The sequence below is a fragment of the Bradyrhizobium sp. URHC0002 genome, from assembly GCF_054059515.1.
The window spans coordinates 7,210,020-7,225,691 of the sequence record NZ_JBSSCF010000001.1; the positions used below are offsets into that span (position 1 = coordinate 7,210,020).

Below are 15,672 nucleotides of genomic sequence, written 5' to 3' on the forward strand. Positions count from 1 at the left end.
GGAGAGCGATAATGGGAAAGCATCATGAGGGAATCGAAGGCCGCATTGTGCAGGTCATCGATGGTCCGTTTGTTGGTTTTCGGGGCGAAGTGAGGGAAGTAGGCGAACAGACCGTCAAAGTGGACGTTCAGGCATATGGCCGCGCCACCCCGGTGGACTTGGCGCTCAGGCAGATCGAACTGGTGCCCGAAAATTCAAACTGAGACACTACCGGTTCGTCGCTAATGCCGCACGTCACTATCATCGAAACCGGGCTTGTCAGTCCCAGGAACCGCGAGGTCCACGGATCGTATCCGCAGATGTTCGAGCGGATGATCGGCGCCGCCGACGCCACCGTCACGTTCGATACCGTCAGCATTGCCGCCGGCGAGCCGCTGCCTGAAATCAGAGGGCTGGAAGCGGTTCTCATCACCGGCTCCTCGGCCGGCGTCTATGACGGGTTCGAGTGGATCGCGCCGCTCGAGGCGTTCGTGCGCACGTCCCACCAGAGAAAGGTGCCGATGGTCGGCGTCTGTTTCGGCCATCAATTGATCGCGCAGGCGTTGGGCGGCACGGCGCGCAAGTCAGAGAAAGGCTGGGGGCTGGGAAGGCATGTCTACGACGTGGCGGCCGGCAACGGGCTGGTCGAGGGCGCACATATCGCACTCGCCTGCTCGCATCAGGACCAGGTCATCACGCCGCCGGCCGGCACCAAAACCATCCTGTCCTCGGATTTCACGCCGTATGCCGGGCTGCTCTACGCCGGTGGCACCACGTTCTCGGTGCAGGCACACCCGGAATTCACCTTAGGCTTCGCGCTGGCCTGCTGCGAGATGGTACGCAGCAAGGGCCATGCGCCCGATAGTGTGGTGACATCTGCGCAAGCCTCGCTCGCCGAACCGCTGGAGAGCGCTCGGCTCGGCGGCGCGATCACGCGCTTTCTCACCGGCTCATCTTAGAGCTGGCCGGCAATAATCCCCTATTCGGCCATCTCCGCCGGCGTCGATGGGCCGGCGAGCGGCCGTTCCTCCATGAGGATGATGCAAAGCGCGGCACAGGCCAGCAGCGCGGTGGCGGCGCCGAACACGTAGCGGAATGCGGTAATCATGTCGGCGACCGGAATCGCGTTCGCCGGTCCCCGATGTTCGCCGAGCGATATACCCGCGCCCAGCGCCATCAAGAGGATCGCGCTGAAGGCGGCGACCGTGAACGACGACATCAGCGAGCGGAAGAAATTCATCGCACCCGTCACGGTGCCGATCTGCGCGCGCGCCACCGAGTTCTGCAGCGAGACCACGCTGACCGGGAATGTCGTGCCGAGCCCGAGCGCGAACAGCGAGAGCACGATCAGAAACCCCCATAGCGGCAGCGTCGTCACGGTCAGCACCGCACCGAAGATCGCCGCCGCCGAAGTGCCCGCGATCGCCACGCGCTTGTAGTGCTTGGCGCGCGCCATGGTCCGTCCGGCGATCGCGGCACCACAGGTGGAAATCGCGGCGATCGGGATCAGCGCCAACCCGGCTTCGCTCGCGGTCAAATGATAGACGACCTCGTAGTAGAGCGGCAGGTGCACGGTCAGCCCGGTGATGGCGCCAAGTGCACAGCCGCCGGCCGCCATGGCGAAAGGCACCACCGTTCCGCCCAGCAGCGGCAGCGGCAGGAACGGTTCGTCGGCCTTGCGCGCGTGCCAGACGAAGGCGAACGCCAGCGCGACAGACCCACCGATCATCGCCATGATCGCCGGCGACAGCCAGGCATAGCGGTTGCCGCCCCAGCTCAGCACCAGCATGACGACGACGGCAGACGCCATCAACAGCACGCCGCCGAGCCAGTCGACCTTGCGGCGGCGATGGAACACGGGGATCTTGCCCATCTTGGGCAGCAGCAGAAACAGTGCGCCGACCGCGAGCGGCACGTTGATCCAGAAAATCATCGACCAGTGCAGATGCTCGGCGAACACGCCGCCGAGCACGGGACCCAGCAAGCCTGCAGCCATCCAGACGCCGCTGAAATAGGCCTGATACCTGCCGCGCTCGCGCGGTGAGACCACGTCGGAGATCACGGTCTGCACCACAGGCATGATGCCGCCGCCGCCGAGCCCCTGCAGGCCGCGCGCGACGATCAATATCGGCATGTTCGGCGCCACCGCGCAGAGGATCGAGCCGACCGTGAACAGGACAAGCGAAACGGTGATCATGACGCGGCGGCCGTAAATGTCGCTCAGCGTGCCGAACACGGGTGCTACCGCGGTCGAGGCCAACAGATAGGCGGTGATGACCCAGGACAGGCTGCTAACGTCGTTGAACTGGCGGCCGATGGTCGGCAGCGCCGTCGCCACGATGGTCTGGTCGAGCGCGGCCAGGAACATCGTCAGCAACAGGCTCATCAGGATGGTGCGAACCTCGTCGGGGCTCAGCGGCACCGGCGGCGCAATCGGCGGCGCATCGCTGACATCGATGACCTCCGTCGTGATGCGCGAGAGCTCTTCGCCGATATCGTCAGGCAATGTCGTCTGGTCGGCGGGCTCGCGGCCTTGCCGTTGGTGCTTGTTCATGTCGGACGTAATATTGTTCTGCGCAGCCAAAGCCGCTGAGATGGAATCGCCATATCGGCAGCACTTTAGAGGACCAGTCCCCTTCGCGGCAGCACCGCGGGTGCATGGGTGCATCCCGCGAGGATGGCTTCGCGTTTCCGTGAGTGATCAGCGCAACAGCTTCAGCGGGTTACGTTCAGGCTTTGGGCCGCTTCTTCAGCCGCGCCCGCTTCGGCAACAGTGCCGGCCATTGCACGATGTGGTCCTCGAGATCCTCATCGGCGATCTCGTCCTCGGTGCCCTGCACCCTGCCGCGCACCGAAACCCCGGCTTCATGCACGGTATTGGGGTCACCCGAAATCAGAGGGTGCCACCAGTAGAGATCGCGTCCCTCCGCGACAAGTTTGTAGCCGCAACTCGGCGGCAGCCAGTTCAGGGTGCGGACGTTCTCGGGCGTCAGGCGGACACAATCCGGAACCTTGTCGGAACGGTTCTGGTAATCCTTGCAGGCGCATAGGCCGGAATCGAGCAGTTTGCAGGAAACATGGGTGAAGTAGATTTTCCCGGTATCCTCGTCCTCGAGCTTTTCCAGGCAGCAGCGCGCGCAGCCGTCGCACAGGCTTTCCCATTCGACGCTGGACATTTCTTCCAACGTCTTGGTTTTCCAGAAGAATCCCTCCTGGCTGGAAGCTCGCTTGGGCGGCGCGGTCATGAAGTCGGATGGTTTCCGGGTCGGGTTCGGCTGCAGCCCTTCTAGGGGGTCCGGCAACCCAGGCGCAAGCGGGCTGATTACGGGGGTAAAAAAGCTGGGAACGCGTTAGGGCTGACCACCAAAATGGTGAGCGAGAGCATTGGTTTATGGCCCCCGCTCGGATAGAACAATTGTGAGTCTCCAAGCGTCCTAAAAGCGCCTTGGGTTTGCCGCAACATCAAAGCATGACGTCTCGACAGCGCCCGGCCGGGTGTGTGAGCGTTGCCAACGACCAAGGGTCCCGGTGCGCCAGATCGTACCTCCGCAGTTGAAGCAGAAGATCCGGAACTTCCTTCTGGATCTGGATGCGCGCATCGACTCGACGCTGTTCTCGTCGGGCAAGGGCCTGCGCGAGCTGTACGAGCGCTACTCCACCTTCATGGACCGCTTCTATGTCGGCCGCTGGAAGCGCTGGGTCTTCATCGAACCGTTTTCGGAAGCCGCCACCATCGGTCTCGGCGGGCTGATCCTGATGCTGGCGCTCGCGATCCCGGCGTTTCGCGAAACCGCCGATGATGACTGGTTGAAGAAATCCGACCTCGCGGTGTCGTTCCTCGACCGCTACGGCAATCCGATCGGCAGCCGCGGCATCAAGCACAACGATTCGATCCCGCTGGAAGATTTTCCGGACAATTTGATCAAGGCGACGCTCGCCACCGAAGACCGCCGCTTCTACGACCATTTCGGCATCGACATCGCCGGCACCGCGCGCGCGCTGGTCACCAACGCGCAGGCCGGTGGCGTGCGCCAGGGCGGTTCGTCGATCTCGCAACAGCTGGCGAAGAACCTGTTCCTGAACAACGAGCGCACCATCGAGCGCAAGGTGAAGGAAGCGTTCCTGGCGATCTGGCTGGAGACGCGCCTCACCAAGAACGAGATTTTGAAACTCTATCTCGACCGCGCCTATATGGGCGGCGGCACCTTCGGCGTCGACGGCGCGGCGCATTTCTACTTCAACAAGTCGGCGCGCGACGTCAATCTGGCGGAATCCGCCATGCTGGCCGGCCTGTTCAAGGCGCCGACCAAATACGCCCCGCACATCAACCTGCCCGCCGCCCGCGCCCGCGCCAACGTCGTGCTCGACAACCTCGTCGATGCCGGCTTCATGACCGAAGGCCAGGTGTTCGGTGCGCGGCGCAATCCTGCGGTCGCCGTCGATCGCCGCGACGAAAATTCGCCGAACTACTATCTCGACTACGCCTTCGAAGAGATGCGCAAGCTGGTCGACACGTTCCCGAAATCCTACATCGAGCGCGTCTTCGTGGTCCGCACCGCGATCGATATGAACGTGCAGCGCGCCGCCGAGGAAGCCGTCGAAAACCAGCTCCGCCAGTTCGGCCGGGACTATCACGCCACCCAGGCCGCGACTGTGGTCGCCGATCTCGACGGCGGCGTTCGCGCGATGGTGGGCGGCCGTGACTATGGCGCCAGCCAGTTCAACCGTTCGACCGACGCCTACCGGCAGCCGGGCTCCTCGTTCAAGCCCTATGTCTACACGACCGCGCTGTTGAACGGTTACAAGCCGACCTCGATCGTGGTCGACGGTCCGGTCTGCATCGGCAACTGGTGCCCGCAGAATTATGGCCACTCCTATTCGGGCTCGGTGACGCTGACCCAGGCGATCACCCGCTCGATCAACGTCGTGCCGGTCAAGCTGTCGATTGCGCTCGGCGGCAAGTCGCCGAACCCCGCCAAGGCCGGCCGCGTCAAGATCACCGAGGTGGCGCGGAAATTCGGCCTCACGGCCCCCCTGCCCGATACGCCGTCGATGCCGATCGGCTCCGACGAAGTCACCGTGCTCGAACACGCGGTCGCCTATGCGACCTTCCCGAACAAGGGCAAGTCGGTGAAACCTCATTCGGTGCTGGAAGTGCGCACCGGCGCCGGCGATCTGGTCTGGCGATTCGACCGCGACGGCAAGAAGCCGGTGCAGGCCATTCCCGCCTCCGTCGCCTCCGACATGGCGTGGATGATGAGCCACGTCGTCAGCGAGGGCACCGCCCGCCGCGCCGCGCTGGACGGTATTCCGACCGCAGGCAAGACCGGCACCACCAACGCGTACCGCGACGCCTGGTTCGTCGGCTACACCGGCAACTTCACCTGCGCGGTCTGGTACGGCAATGACGACTACTCGCCGACCAACCGCATGACCGGCGGTTCGCTGCCCGCGCAAACCTGGCACGACATCATGGTCGTCGCGCACCAGGGCGTCGAGGTAAAGGAAATCCCCGGAATCGGCATGGGCACGAAACTGCCGCCGGCCGCCGTCCCCGCCAGCGTCGCGGCCAACGGTGCGGCACGGGTGCTGGAGACCAAGCCGGGGCCGCCGCCGGTATTGACCAAGCGCGGCGCGGATATTCTGGTGCGCGTCGAGCGACTGCTCGACGAGGCCGGCAAGGTCGCGGGCAAGACCTCGTCCAACGACCAGAAGCAGCCCGCCAAGCCGGTCACATCAGGCGCGCTGGCTTTCCCCGAGAATTATATCGCAGCCGCTGGCGACCAGCCTGCACCGGCGCAGCGGAAGAATTAAAAGACATGATCCGGCAGAATGTTAACCGGCTTTCCTCGGAGCAGATGCGAGGCGTCCGCGCCGACATGCTCACACAAAACGAAGCGCTTCAGGTTTCGGATGAAGCCGGTTCAACCGGAATCTGATGCCGTGAGATTTCGGAGCACTGGCCTGTGCGGCTGATCTTCATCACTTTGCTGGCGTTAGCGCTTGCCACCGCCGTCGGTCTCGGCTCGACCTACATGACGGCGACGCGTGGCACCGATCTCGGCACGCTCACGATCGGCGCCTGGACCGCGCGGCCCAAGAGCGGCACCGCCGACGTCGATCCCTATTCGCGCGCCTTGATTGCCCGTAGCGGCGAATTGCCGATCGGCACCGGTGACGGCATCGCCTTCTCGGCCACGACAGACGACAAGAAGAAACCGCTCGACGGGCGCTGCGACGTGGTCGTCAGCGGGGTGACCCCGGCGGCCCGGTTCTGGACGTTGACCCTGTTCGACCGCAAGGGGCATCTGGTCGCCAATTCGCTGCAGCGCTACGGCTTCACCAGCCAGGAGATCGTCCGCGGCTCCGACGGCTCGTTCGAGATCCGCGTGGCGGCGCGGTCGCGGGCCGGAAACTGGCTGCCGACCGGCGGCATCGAACGCTACGCGCTGATGCTGCGGCTGTACGATACGCCGGTTGGCGTGGCGACGCGAACGCAGCGCGACGCCCCGATGCCTTCCATCACGACGGCAGGCTGCCCATGATCCGGCTGGTATTCACCATTATCGCGGGCGTGCTGCTGGGCGGCGTAGTGCATCTCGTCAGCGTGCTGGCGCTGCCGCGCATTGCCACCCAGGACGCCTATTCGCGGCTGACGCCGATGACCAAAGAGAATGCCGTCACCGCCCTTCCGCTCGCCGAGCCCAACAACGCGCCGATGCCGTTCATGGACCCGGCCTTTGCGGTCGCGATCTGCCGCTACGACCTTTCCGGCGGCCCCATCAAGCTGACGGTGCCGGTCAGCCAGGCCTATACCTCGGTGTCGTTCTACACGCGCAACGAGGTCGCCTATTACGCCATCAACGACCGCTCGGCCGGCCGCAAGGTGATCGAACTCGACCTGATGACGGAAGATCAGCATTCCGCGTTGCCGGAGGATGAGGAAATCACCGCCGCCGACCGGCTGATCATCGACTCCCCCACCGCGACCGGCCTGATCGTGCTGAAGGCGCTGGCGCCTGAGCCAGGGCTGATGCCGCAGGCGCAGGCCTCGCTCGCGGCATCGCGCTGCACGTTGCAGACCGAGCCTCCGCCGGCCAAGCAACCCGAACCGGCGCCGCCGGCGCCAGCCCCTGCCCCGGCGCCGAAGGGCAAGCGCTGATCACGGCTTATTATGGCTCGGCACTTCCTGGTGTTGGCCGCAGCGGCAATTCTCGTAGTCCACGGGATCGTGGCTATTGAAGATCGTGACTTGATCGCCGTGATTGGCCTTGAGCGTCCGTAGCCGCGCCTGGTTTTCGATACGCATGGCGCGATCCATGTCGGCCCGGCGCTGAAACATGCCGAGCACCAGCGGCGTTTTCGGCGAAGCCTGTACTTGCCCGTGGAAGAAATAAGCATCGCCGGCATGCAGCAGCCATTTATGCCCGCTTCGCACGGCGATGCCGCAATGGCCGAGCGTATGGCCCGGCAGCGGGATCATCAGGATATCAGGCTCGCGATCGCCGAGCGCACGGACGCCCTTGAAGCCGAACCAGTCTTCGCCGCCTTCGCCGTAGAACGCCCATTGCGGACCATGCTGCCATTGCGCGGTGATATAGCGGCCTTTCGGTGCGGGCGTCCGGCGCGTCACCGCCATGTCGTACTCGCGGCGATGGACGTGCACCTTCGCGTTCGGAAAATCCGGAATGCCGCCGGCATGATCGCGATCGAGATGCGTCAGCAACAGATGCCGCACGTCGCTTTTGGAATAGCCGAGCGCCTCGACCTGCCGCGCGGCGGTCTCGGCCGGATCGAGCCGCGGCGTCGTCTGCCGGACCCATTTGGGTCCTAGCCGCGGCGGGTTGGCGATGTCGTCCAATCCGATGCCGGTATCGACCAGCGCCAGCCCGTCATGGGTCTCGATCAGCAGACAATGACACACCATGCGCGCGCGCTGAAAAATGCTGCCGGTGCCGTTCACCAGGCGCCGGCCGATCGGGCACATGGTGCCGGTGTTGAGATGATGGACGCGCATGACAAGGTCTCCTTCAAGGTCAGGCGTCTTGCTTGCCATTCCCTGAGCCATAGGTAAAATATCGATATCTGATAGTATCAATAGGAACAGACTATGGATATCCGCGAACTCCGCTATTTCGCGGCCGTGTTCAGGGAGCGCAGCCTGACGGCGGCCGCCAAACGCTGCTTCATCTCGCAGCCCTCGATCTCGGCGGCGATCACCAACCTGGAAGCCGAACTCGGCACGGCGCTGTTCATCCGGCACAAGAAGGGCGTGGCGCCGACGGAAGCGGCCGAACAATTCCACGCCGTGGCCCGCCGCATCATCGACGAGGCGGACGCCGCAAAAAACCTGTTCCGGAAACCTGCGACGCGGAGCGCATTGACGCTCGGCCTGATGCGCACGCTGGACCGACCGCGAACCATCGCGCTTCTGAAGCCGCTGACCGGGACTTCCGACATCGCGCTCCGTCTCGTCGGCGTCGACGAGCCTTCGGATGCGCGGATGGTCTCCAAAAATCTGCTGCGCGCCGATGAACATTTCGTGCCGCTCTGGGTCGAGCGTTACGTCGCAGCCCTGCCGCCGTCGCATCCGCTGACGCTGAAGGAGCGGCTGCGCACCGCGGACCTCGCCGGCGTCGCCATGGTCGATCGCTGTCATTGCGAGCAGAGCGAATTCTTCGGCCGTGCCGCATCGGCGTCACGCCAGCCCGCGGCGATTGCCGAATCCGAAGACTGGGCGATGGCGCTGGTCGCCGCCGGTGTCGGCATTGCCATCGTTCCCGAAGGCGTGGCGCGCGCCAATTCCGATGTCGCCGTGCGCGAGATCGACGTCGATGTGAAGCGCGAGGTGGGGCTCGCCTACAGCTCGGCACGGCCTCCGTCGGAGACGCTGCAGAATTTTATCGCGAAACTGCAGAGCCAGCGGCCCAAAGCGGGCCGCGCCAAATCGAAGGCCCGGTAAACCCGGCCAGTCGCAATGGGCGCGTTGGGACAGTGTGACTGTCGGATAACTTGCTTGCGCGAATGGAGGTTTGAGCATTGAATTCGGCCATGATGCCGCCACTACCGCAAGTAGTTTTGCGAGTGTGTTTGTGCTCTGGCAGCACGACACGATGAAGAGACTCGCCTGAGCGTGAGGGGAGTGTGACGGCCTTATGCGTAGCTGAAACGCGGGAGGTTACGCCTATTCCGTCCTTCTAACTGATCGGGAGTGGCCAAATCGCGTAGCCTCATGCGCGCACCGACCAGCATCGTCGATGGCCCCCAAAGAGGGAGAGAAACAATGAGCACCTGGCTTAGTGAGCGAGAGCAACGTCTTGTCGCGGGCGCGGAGGCGGCATCGGCAGCAACGCCGATTCCCACTCAGATTGTTTCCAACGGCGAGTATCTGCCGCCCCCGCAGAGCGCCGTGCAAAAAAAGGTCGAGGCACGGATCAACGAACTCGCCGACGTTAACGGCAAGCACCTCGGCTTGAGCCGCAGGCAGTTCCTGCACACGAGCTGCGGCATGGCCGCGGCGTTCCTCGCGATGAACGACGTCTACGGCAATGTTTTCCAGGTCGCGCCGGCCGAGGCCCGCGAACCCGAATTGATGCTGGCGCGCGCGCAAGGCCTCGCCGGCCAGTTCATCTTCGACGTCCAGACCCATTTCGTGCGCGACGACTTCGATCACAAGGAGCTGTTGGGGCTGGCCGACTTTGCAAGCCAGCACTGGAATCCGAAGATGAAGGAGGAAGGCGTCTCCTCGCTCGCCCGCTACAAGTTCCAGAATTACGTAAAAGAGATCTACTACGACAGCGACACAAACATGGCGCTACTGAGCGGAGCGCCGTTCGACGATCCGAGCTGGTGGCTTCTTTCCAACGAGCAGATCGTCAAGGCCCGCGAACTCATTAACGACTTCGCCGGTTCGCGCCGCCTGCTGGCGCACAGCGTCATCACCCCAAAGCAGCCCGGCTGGATGGAAGAGGTCGACAAGGCAATCGAGGTCTACAAGCCGGATTCCTGGAAGTCCTACACGATCGGCGATCCGCTGGCACCCTCCAAATTCCCATGGCGGCTCGACGATGAGCAGGTGATGTATCCGTTCTACGAAAAGGCGGTGAAGGCCGGCATCAACACGCTGTGCATCCACAAGGGGCTGCTGCCGCCGGATTACGAGAAATCGTTCGCTGGCGTGTGGGAATATGCAACCGCGTGGGACATTGGAAAGGCGGCGAAGGACTGGCCGCAGATGAACTTCGTGATCTATCACTCGGCGCTGCGGGCGTTCCTCGAGCTGCCGGACAAGGCTTGGGCGGAGTTCGAGCAGACCGGCCGCATCCAGTGGGCCTCGGACCTCGCGGAAATCCCGCAGAAGTTCGGTGTCACCAACGTCTATGCCGAACTCGGCACGTCGTTTGCCAACTCGGCAGTTGCGCATCCCAAGTTCTGCGCGGCGCTGGTCGGCACGTTGATCAAAGGCATGGGGATCGACCACGTGATGTGGGGCACCGATTCGGTCTGGTACGGCTCGCCGCAGTGGCAGATCGAGGCGCTGCGCCGGCTCGAAATCCCGGAGGACATGCAGAAGAAATATGGCTTTGCGCCGCTCGGCGACGCCAACAGCGGCACAAAGCAGTTGATCTTCTCGGGCAACGCAACCAGGTTCTACAAGATCAAGCTCAAGGCGGCCGATAACACGAGAATGCCAATCTTTTCCGAAGACCGCCTCGCAGCGCTCAAGAGCGAGTACGCACAAGCTGCGGAGCAACCCTCGAACCTCCGTTACGGATACGTTCGCGCCGCCTGAGTGCCAGCAGTTGCGGCGGCGCAGCGGCCAATGGCCTGTCCGACTGGATCGGAGCCCTTGCCGCCAAGAAGTGCGTTAGTTTAGTCCTCTGACCCAACCCGGACACGTTCCGAAGATCCTTGTCGCTATCAATTCCGCCTAGCCTACTGCCGCGCAACGCTCTCTCCGCGCGACGTCGCTCGCTTTCTCCACACCCGCAGGCCAGCGATTACTTTTATTGCCGCCGCAAGGACCAGCGCGCAGAGCACAGCCTTCGAGACCGTCTCCATCGTGCCCTCGATGAGTATGGCGTGGACCGCGCTTCCAACGACGATGACGATCGCGAGCAGCGTGTGGGCGATGCGCCACGTTCGCAGCCCTAATCGCCGGCGAAGAACAGCCAAAAGCGCGACGGCGAAGATTGCCCACATGGCGATCACACCAAAGGGGGAGAACGGCGTCGGCGATGTGAAGAGAAGCGCGTCAATCATGTCCGGCGGACTGGTGATCCAAAGGCCCACGACGTGGACCACCACCGCCGCGACCAGCGTGCCTCCGATCCAGTGATGGGCACGCCGCCCAATGCGGCCCGACAGTCCCGGTAAGTATCCGCCAATCAAAAGCGGCTGAAGGAGCATGACGCCGAGTGCGACAATCCCTGCGAATCCGGCCAGGATGTAGACCGGACCGCGCCATGCGAGCAGCGGGCTCGCCGCTGCAGCGGCGATCGGCACGCAAACGGCTGCCGCAAAGGCGACCCAGATCAGGATCACCTGGGCCAATCTCCATCCCTTCGTTCGCAACTCGATCAGACCGACTGAAGGACGAAATGCGCCTCCAGGCTGGTTTCCTTTGCGCTCCGCATTACGGGACGTAGAAAGACGGTTTTGAACTCACCACTGTCATAGGCGAGGTGACCATGCGGTTGGCCGAAGATGGGAATGATCTGCGGCATCTCAAGACGGAACGCCCCGTTCTTGTCGGTGAGCGTGGCTCCATGACTCTGCGGCTCGTGCTCCTGCCCCTCGGTCGTGTGCGCCCAGATCTGGATGCGCTGCCCGGCAAGCGGAGTTCCGTCGCCTGCGCGGCGCACGGTACCACTCATCCAGAAGCCACCCTTGCCGATCCGATCCACGATCGGCGCGCCCTTGCGGTAGTTGTTCGCCCCGCCCGACATCGAATCGGTCGGCGCGAGGCCGGCGGCGCGGGCCGGCAGCAGGAACCCGGAAACCCCGGTTGCCAGGACGGCGCCGCCGGCGGCGAGGAGGTTGCGGCGGTTGAGCACGAGGGTGGGCATGTGAAGTCCTCCTGGGTCCGTGCAGCTGCAGACGAGGTTACAGCAACGCGCGTCAGACGCCCAGTTAAGGGAGGCGAAGAGCGCGACAGGTCGCAATAACAGTGTTGTGAACGGTGTGCCGGCCACTCGACCAGCGTCGTTAGTGGGGCATGGGCCCCATTTAGCCCTTCACCGTCACTGCCCGCCCGATCACCGGCTGGGCAGCAAGCGGCGGATTGGCGGTTTGCGCGGCAAGCTCGCCGATCAGGCGGTCGGCATCGGCCGCGATGCCGTCAGGCGCCTGGATCACCAGCCGCTCCAGCGCCCAGCGATACGAGGAAATGCGCTGCTCCAGGCATTGCTGGACCCATTGCACGATCAGCGTGTTCTCTTCCATGCGGGCGATCGCATCGGCCTGTTCGCGCGGCGACAGTTCCGACACCATATTCAGGCTGGCGCTGCGCTTGCGGTCGAGTTCGATGACGCGCGCGGCCGAGGCAAAGAACGGCTCGAACCTCGTGATGTCGTTACGGACGTCCTCGATCAACTGCTGATAACGCGAAGTGTGCGAGCGGTGCGGCTCGTCGATCAGGGCGCGTCCGTAGGTGGTGCGGTCGAACACCACCTTCTGCCGCCATGGCGAGGGCAGCGGCTGGTAATCGCCGAACACGCTCTTCCAGGCGGGCCGCGAATGCGGCGGCTCGATCAAGGGATAGGCGAGATCGCGAAGCTGGCGCTCGTTTTCGGTGAGCTGGAACTGCGAGGACTTGAGGCCGACGCTTGCCGTGGCCTCGGCGCCCAGCCAGCGGTGCATGTCGTCGTTGCGCATATCGGCGCGGGTGCGACCGAAATCCCCGCCGCTGCAGCCGCCGAGCACCGTACCTGCCACGAGCAGCATGAGAGCCGGGAGTGACCGAAGCCCGGTGGTCCGGATCGGGAGGCACAGCTCCGGCATTTCAAATGTCCGTCGTTCAGGGGCGCCGACGACGACGGCGACCGGGTGCGGTGCCCTCTTCCGGTCCGCGCCCATCGCCGGTCTCGCCGGCTTTACGCTCGATACGGACAACAGGAAGGATCAGCACGGTTCCCAGACCATCGCGTGGAGCCCCATCCGTGGTTGAGCCCGGCCGCCGCGAAGCCGCATCCGCCGGAAATTCAATGATGGTGCCCATATCTCGTTCTCTCTGGTTGCCGCACGGGCGATCTGGCCGGCGACATGTCATTATTCAGAACAGAACGTGGTTAACGGCATCTTAATTTGTGCAGGCGGTACAGTTACGGGTTCCGGGGTTATGTGCGCCCACCGAAAGCGCGCATTTTATCGGATTTCTTCACGGGCTGTTTTCCTTAACCAACTCTTAAAGCGCCCTGCGTAGGCTGAAGGAGGGATTACCGAAGTCGCGTACACCTGACATGACCGCAGCTCCATTGTTTCCAGGATTCGACGGACTGATGTCGCTCTCGCGCCGCGAGGGCGTCGATATCAGGCCGACCTTGCTGCGCGTGCTGACCGACCTCTATGTCCAGACCAGCGCCCATTCCGCCGACGAGGAACGGCAGTTCGTCGAACTGACGTCCCGCCTGATCGACCAGGTCGACGACGCCACCCGCGCCGCGGTGCGGGCGCGGCTCGCGATCTATCCGGCGACCCCGCCCGAGATCATGGACAAGCTCGGGCTGCGGCGTTCGCCCCCCGGCCAGGACTTGCCGCTCGCAGCCGCGATTGCCGCCGCTCCGACCAGCGCGCCGACGGTGAAGCCGCCGACCGAAGCGCAGTTGCGGATGGCTTCCACGCTGGCGATGCGGCCCAACGATGCCGCCGAAATCAGCGACATGTTCTTTGCGGCGGGCGCCAGCGAGCGCGCGCTGATCCTGCACAATCTGGACGACACGCCGTTGAAAGCCTCGGCGCGAATTCCCGCAGCCCGCGCCGCCCGCGCGCTCCATATCCTGGAGATGGCCGCATTCGCCGAGGACACCGAAAATTTCGCGCTCGAAATCGGTGAAGCCCTGATCCTGCCGCAGCGGATTGCCGAGCAGGTGGTCCACGATCCCGGTGGCGAGCCGCTGGCCTGCGCCGCGCGCGCGCTGGACATGCCGAGCGCCGCGTTCCAGCGCGTGCTGCTGTTTCTCAATCCCGAGTTCGGCTCATCCGTGCACAACGTTTATCGCTTGTCGCGGCTTTACGACCGCTTGAGCGAACGATCCGCGCTGGTGATGCTGGCGGCGTGGCGCGGCTCGACCATGGCGGTCACCCGCGCCAAATACCGCGCCGCGCTCTACGACGACGAACGCCATCGCGCGCGTGCGGCGACCTTGCAAACGCGCCCCGCCGTGCAGCCCGGAACTGCGCCGGCCGTTCGCACCGGCACCGACGGTTCGAAGCGCTAGCGCATGATCCGGAAAAGTGGACACCGGTTTTCCCTCGGGACAAACGCGGAACGCGTTTGCCCGGAGATCATGCTCAAACAAGAAGATAATCGACGAGCATGATTCAACTTAGTTGAAGCATGCTCTAAGATTTCGCGATATCCAGAAAATGCCGCCCTGCCCGGTCCTCGGTCTCGACGATCCAGACGTCGGGATCGAACCGCAGTTCCTTGGCGAGGCGTTCTTCCACCGATTGCTCCGGCACCGGCTGCGGCGAAGCGGACACGAACAAGCGCTCGGTCGGGCGGCTCTCGTCATAGACGGTCTGCGGCGCCGGTGCATACAGCATGGCGTTGCCGTCGAGCAGCGCCACCTTGACGAACACCGCCCCCGCCTCCTCCGCCCCGCGCTTGCGCACGGCGCCAAAAATTCCCTCGGTCTGGCAGCGGCGCAGATAGGCGGCCACCCAGATGCTTGATTTCAATCGCATGGTGGCGACGGGTATAGGCCAGCGTTCAACGCGAAGCTAGAGCCGACCCGGGATCCTGGGTGATCATGACCCCGTCGCGAGCTCGAACATGTCCTTGAATGCCGGCTCCTGAGCCAACTGCTTCTTGCCGCCTTCAGATTCGAAACGACGTATCCGATCCTGTATTTCGACGGCCACGTCCTGCGGGCGCCGTTCTGGAAACGGCGGCGCTGGATAATACTCGATGCCGAGCTGCAGCGTCTTCGCGACCTGCTCGCCGGCGATCAACGACGTCAGAAACAGACCTGCATCGATGCTCGCGGAAACGCCGGCGCCTGTGACGTACTTGCCGTCGCGGTGATAGCGCTCGGCAACGAACTCTGTCCCATAAGCTCGCAGCCTATCCTGATAGAACCAGTTGGTGGTTGCCTTCAGGCCCTTGAGCAGTCCGGCGGCGGCGAGCAGACCGACGCCATTGCAGATGCCGACAGTCCAGGTCGAGGTTTTGTCGAGCCGGCGGATCGTATCCAGAAAGACTTCGTCCGTCTCGAGTGCGAACCCACCCGGACCGCCGGGAACGTACAAGATGTCCGTGGCCGTCACTTCCGAAAATTCGCGAAAAGCCACTAGGCCGAGACTCCGCGTGTCGGCGGCAATGATGCCGCGACGCGACGCCACGAACTCCGTCTCCATACCGGGAAGCCGAGCGAGTATCTCATAGCCGCCGATGGCATCGAGGGTCGTCAGCCCGTCATAAATCAGGATCGAAAGCCGCATCATCGTCTCCAAGGCAGGGAAATGGGCAAG

The 15,672-nt window shown here is 63.8% G+C and carries 17 protein-coding genes; 8 read left to right on the top strand and 9 right to left on the bottom strand.

Translation table 11 applies throughout. The annotated features are described in order from the left end of the window. The first annotated feature begins 11 nt into the window (after positions 1–11). The gene (locus tag ACVWVY_RS35090) at positions 12–203 is read left to right on the top strand and encodes a KOW motif-containing protein (RefSeq protein ID WP_456630673.1); all 192 of its coding nucleotides are present in this window, start codon (positions 12–14) and stop codon (positions 201–203) included. A 21-nt stretch (positions 204–224) separates the two neighbouring features. Beyond that, complete coding sequence (locus ACVWVY_RS35095; protein WP_456630674.1) at positions 225–938, top strand: type 1 glutamine amidotransferase; 714 nt, start codon at positions 225–227, stop codon at positions 936–938. 20 nt (positions 939–958) lie between these two features. Here ACVWVY_RS35095 and ACVWVY_RS35100 read toward each other — a convergent pair whose 3' ends face one another. Both ACVWVY_RS35100 and ACVWVY_RS35105 read right to left on the bottom strand, forming a co-directional pair. Then, on the bottom strand, positions 959–2,533 hold the full coding sequence (locus ACVWVY_RS35100; RefSeq protein WP_456630675.1) for an MDR family MFS transporter: 1,575 nt from the start codon (positions 2,531–2,533) through the stop codon (positions 959–961). Between the two features lie 175 nt (positions 2,534–2,708). Next, positions 2,709–3,224, bottom strand: a complete 516-nt coding sequence (locus tag ACVWVY_RS35105) for a YcgN family cysteine cluster protein (protein ID WP_456630676.1) — start codon at positions 3,222–3,224, stop codon at positions 2,709–2,711. Positions 3,225–3,507: 283 nt separating this feature from the next. Here ACVWVY_RS35105 and ACVWVY_RS35110 point away from each other — a divergent pair, with 283 nt between their 5' ends. From ACVWVY_RS35110 to ACVWVY_RS35120, 3 genes are all read left to right on the top strand, one after another. Continuing rightward, positions 3,508–5,793 (top strand): transglycosylase domain-containing protein, encoded by a 2,286-nt coding sequence (locus tag ACVWVY_RS35110; RefSeq protein WP_456630677.1) that lies wholly within the window; start codon positions 3,508–3,510, stop codon positions 5,791–5,793. Positions 5,794–5,945: 152 nt separating this feature from the next. After that, on the top strand, positions 5,946–6,524 hold the full coding sequence (locus tag ACVWVY_RS35115; protein ID WP_456630678.1) for a DUF1214 domain-containing protein: 579 nt from the start codon (positions 5,946–5,948) through the stop codon (positions 6,522–6,524). Then, positions 6,521–7,141, top strand: coding sequence for a DUF1254 domain-containing protein (locus ACVWVY_RS35120; protein ID WP_456630679.1), 621 nt, complete (start codon positions 6,521–6,523; stop codon positions 7,139–7,141). The genes ACVWVY_RS35115 and ACVWVY_RS35120 overlap by 4 nt, the downstream gene beginning before the upstream one ends. Here ACVWVY_RS35120 and ACVWVY_RS35125 read toward each other — a convergent pair whose 3' ends face one another. Then, positions 7,142–7,996 (bottom strand): MBL fold metallo-hydrolase, encoded by an 855-nt coding sequence (locus ACVWVY_RS35125; protein ID WP_456630680.1) that lies wholly within the window; start codon positions 7,994–7,996, stop codon positions 7,142–7,144. Between the two features lie 93 nt (positions 7,997–8,089). On the opposite strand from ACVWVY_RS35125, the gene ACVWVY_RS35130 reads away from it, so the two are divergent. Next, positions 8,090–8,941: a LysR family transcriptional regulator gene (locus tag ACVWVY_RS35130; protein ID WP_456630681.1), complete on the top strand. Its 852-nt coding sequence runs from the start codon at positions 8,090–8,092 to the stop codon at positions 8,939–8,941. 321 nt (positions 8,942–9,262) lie between these two features. Further along, entirely contained in the window at positions 9,263–10,771 is a 1,509-nt protein-coding gene (locus tag ACVWVY_RS35135) for an amidohydrolase family protein (RefSeq protein ID WP_456630682.1), read from the top strand. Positions 10,772–10,914: 143 nt separating this feature from the next. Here the strand turns inward: ACVWVY_RS35135 and ACVWVY_RS35140 are convergent, their stop codons facing one another. From ACVWVY_RS35140 to ACVWVY_RS35155, 4 genes are all read right to left on the bottom strand, one after another. Then, on the bottom strand, positions 10,915–11,523 hold the full coding sequence (locus ACVWVY_RS35140) for a ferric reductase-like transmembrane domain-containing protein (protein ID WP_456632390.1): 609 nt from the start codon (positions 11,521–11,523) through the stop codon (positions 10,915–10,917). A gap of 35 nt (positions 11,524–11,558) precedes the next feature. Next, on the bottom strand, positions 11,559–12,047 hold the full coding sequence (locus ACVWVY_RS35145; RefSeq protein ID WP_456630683.1) for a Twin-arginine translocation pathway signal: 489 nt from the start codon (positions 12,045–12,047) through the stop codon (positions 11,559–11,561). Positions 12,048–12,207: 160 nt separating this feature from the next. Next, positions 12,208–12,981 carry a hypothetical protein gene (locus ACVWVY_RS35150; RefSeq protein WP_456630684.1) on the bottom strand — a complete coding sequence of 258 codons (774 nt, stop codon included), beginning with the start codon at positions 12,979–12,981 and terminating at the stop codon, positions 12,208–12,210. A 16-nt stretch (positions 12,982–12,997) separates the two neighbouring features. Continuing rightward, on the bottom strand, positions 12,998–13,198 hold the full coding sequence (locus ACVWVY_RS35155; protein WP_456630685.1) for a hypothetical protein: 201 nt from the start codon (positions 13,196–13,198) through the stop codon (positions 12,998–13,000). Between the two features lie 280 nt (positions 13,199–13,478). Here ACVWVY_RS35155 and ACVWVY_RS35160 point away from each other — a divergent pair, with 280 nt between their 5' ends. Then, positions 13,479–14,417 (top strand): DUF2336 domain-containing protein, encoded by a 939-nt coding sequence (locus ACVWVY_RS35160; protein WP_456630686.1) that lies wholly within the window; start codon positions 13,479–13,481, stop codon positions 14,415–14,417. Positions 14,418–14,541: 124 nt separating this feature from the next. Here the strand turns inward: ACVWVY_RS35160 and ACVWVY_RS35165 are convergent, their stop codons facing one another. Together ACVWVY_RS35165 and ACVWVY_RS35170 are read right to left on the bottom strand one after the other, a co-directional pair. After that, positions 14,542–14,886, bottom strand: a complete 345-nt coding sequence (locus tag ACVWVY_RS35165) for a DUF1491 family protein (protein ID WP_456630687.1) — start codon at positions 14,884–14,886, stop codon at positions 14,542–14,544. A gap of 63 nt (positions 14,887–14,949) precedes the next feature. Then, positions 14,950–15,642: a DJ-1/PfpI family protein gene (locus ACVWVY_RS35170; protein WP_456630688.1), complete on the bottom strand. Its 693-nt coding sequence runs from the start codon at positions 15,640–15,642 to the stop codon at positions 14,950–14,952. Positions 15,643–15,672 lie beyond the last annotated feature (30 nt).

Bases quoted from the DNA above. Each gene is read 5' to 3' on its own strand.
- ACVWVY_RS35135 (WP_456630682.1), top strand. From the start codon at position 9,263: ATGAGCACCTGGCTTAGTGAGCGAGAGCAACGTCTTGTCGCGGGCGCG.
- ACVWVY_RS35160 (WP_456630686.1), top strand. From the start codon at position 13,479: ATGTCGCTCTCGCGCCGCGAGGGCGTCGATATCAGGCCGACCTTGCTG.
- ACVWVY_RS35105 (WP_456630676.1), bottom strand. From the start codon at position 3,224: ATGACCGCGCCGCCCAAGCGAGCTTCCAGCCAGGAGGGATTCTTCTGG.
- ACVWVY_RS35120 (WP_456630679.1), top strand. From the start codon at position 6,521: ATGATCCGGCTGGTATTCACCATTATCGCGGGCGTGCTGCTGGGCGGC.
- ACVWVY_RS35125 (WP_456630680.1), bottom strand. From the start codon at position 7,996: ATGCGCGTCCATCATCTCAACACCGGCACCATGTGCCCGATCGGCCGG.
- ACVWVY_RS35170 (WP_456630688.1), bottom strand. From the start codon at position 15,642: ATGCGGCTTTCGATCCTGATTTATGACGGGCTGACGACCCTCGATGCC.
- ACVWVY_RS35150 (WP_456630684.1), bottom strand. From the start codon at position 12,981: ATGCCGGAGCTGTGCCTCCCGATCCGGACCACCGGGCTTCGGTCACTC.
- ACVWVY_RS35095 (WP_456630674.1), top strand. From the start codon at position 225: ATGCCGCACGTCACTATCATCGAAACCGGGCTTGTCAGTCCCAGGAAC.
- ACVWVY_RS35155 (WP_456630685.1), bottom strand. From the start codon at position 13,198: ATGGGCACCATCATTGAATTTCCGGCGGATGCGGCTTCGCGGCGGCCG.
- ACVWVY_RS35090 (WP_456630673.1), top strand. From the start codon at position 12: ATGGGAAAGCATCATGAGGGAATCGAAGGCCGCATTGTGCAGGTCATC.
- ACVWVY_RS35145 (WP_456630683.1), bottom strand. From the start codon at position 12,047: ATGCCCACCCTCGTGCTCAACCGCCGCAACCTCCTCGCCGCCGGCGGC.
- ACVWVY_RS35165 (WP_456630687.1), bottom strand. From the start codon at position 14,886: ATGCGATTGAAATCAAGCATCTGGGTGGCCGCCTATCTGCGCCGCTGC.
- ACVWVY_RS35130 (WP_456630681.1), top strand. From the start codon at position 8,090: ATGGATATCCGCGAACTCCGCTATTTCGCGGCCGTGTTCAGGGAGCGC.
- ACVWVY_RS35100 (WP_456630675.1), bottom strand. From the start codon at position 2,533: ATGAACAAGCACCAACGGCAAGGCCGCGAGCCCGCCGACCAGACGACA.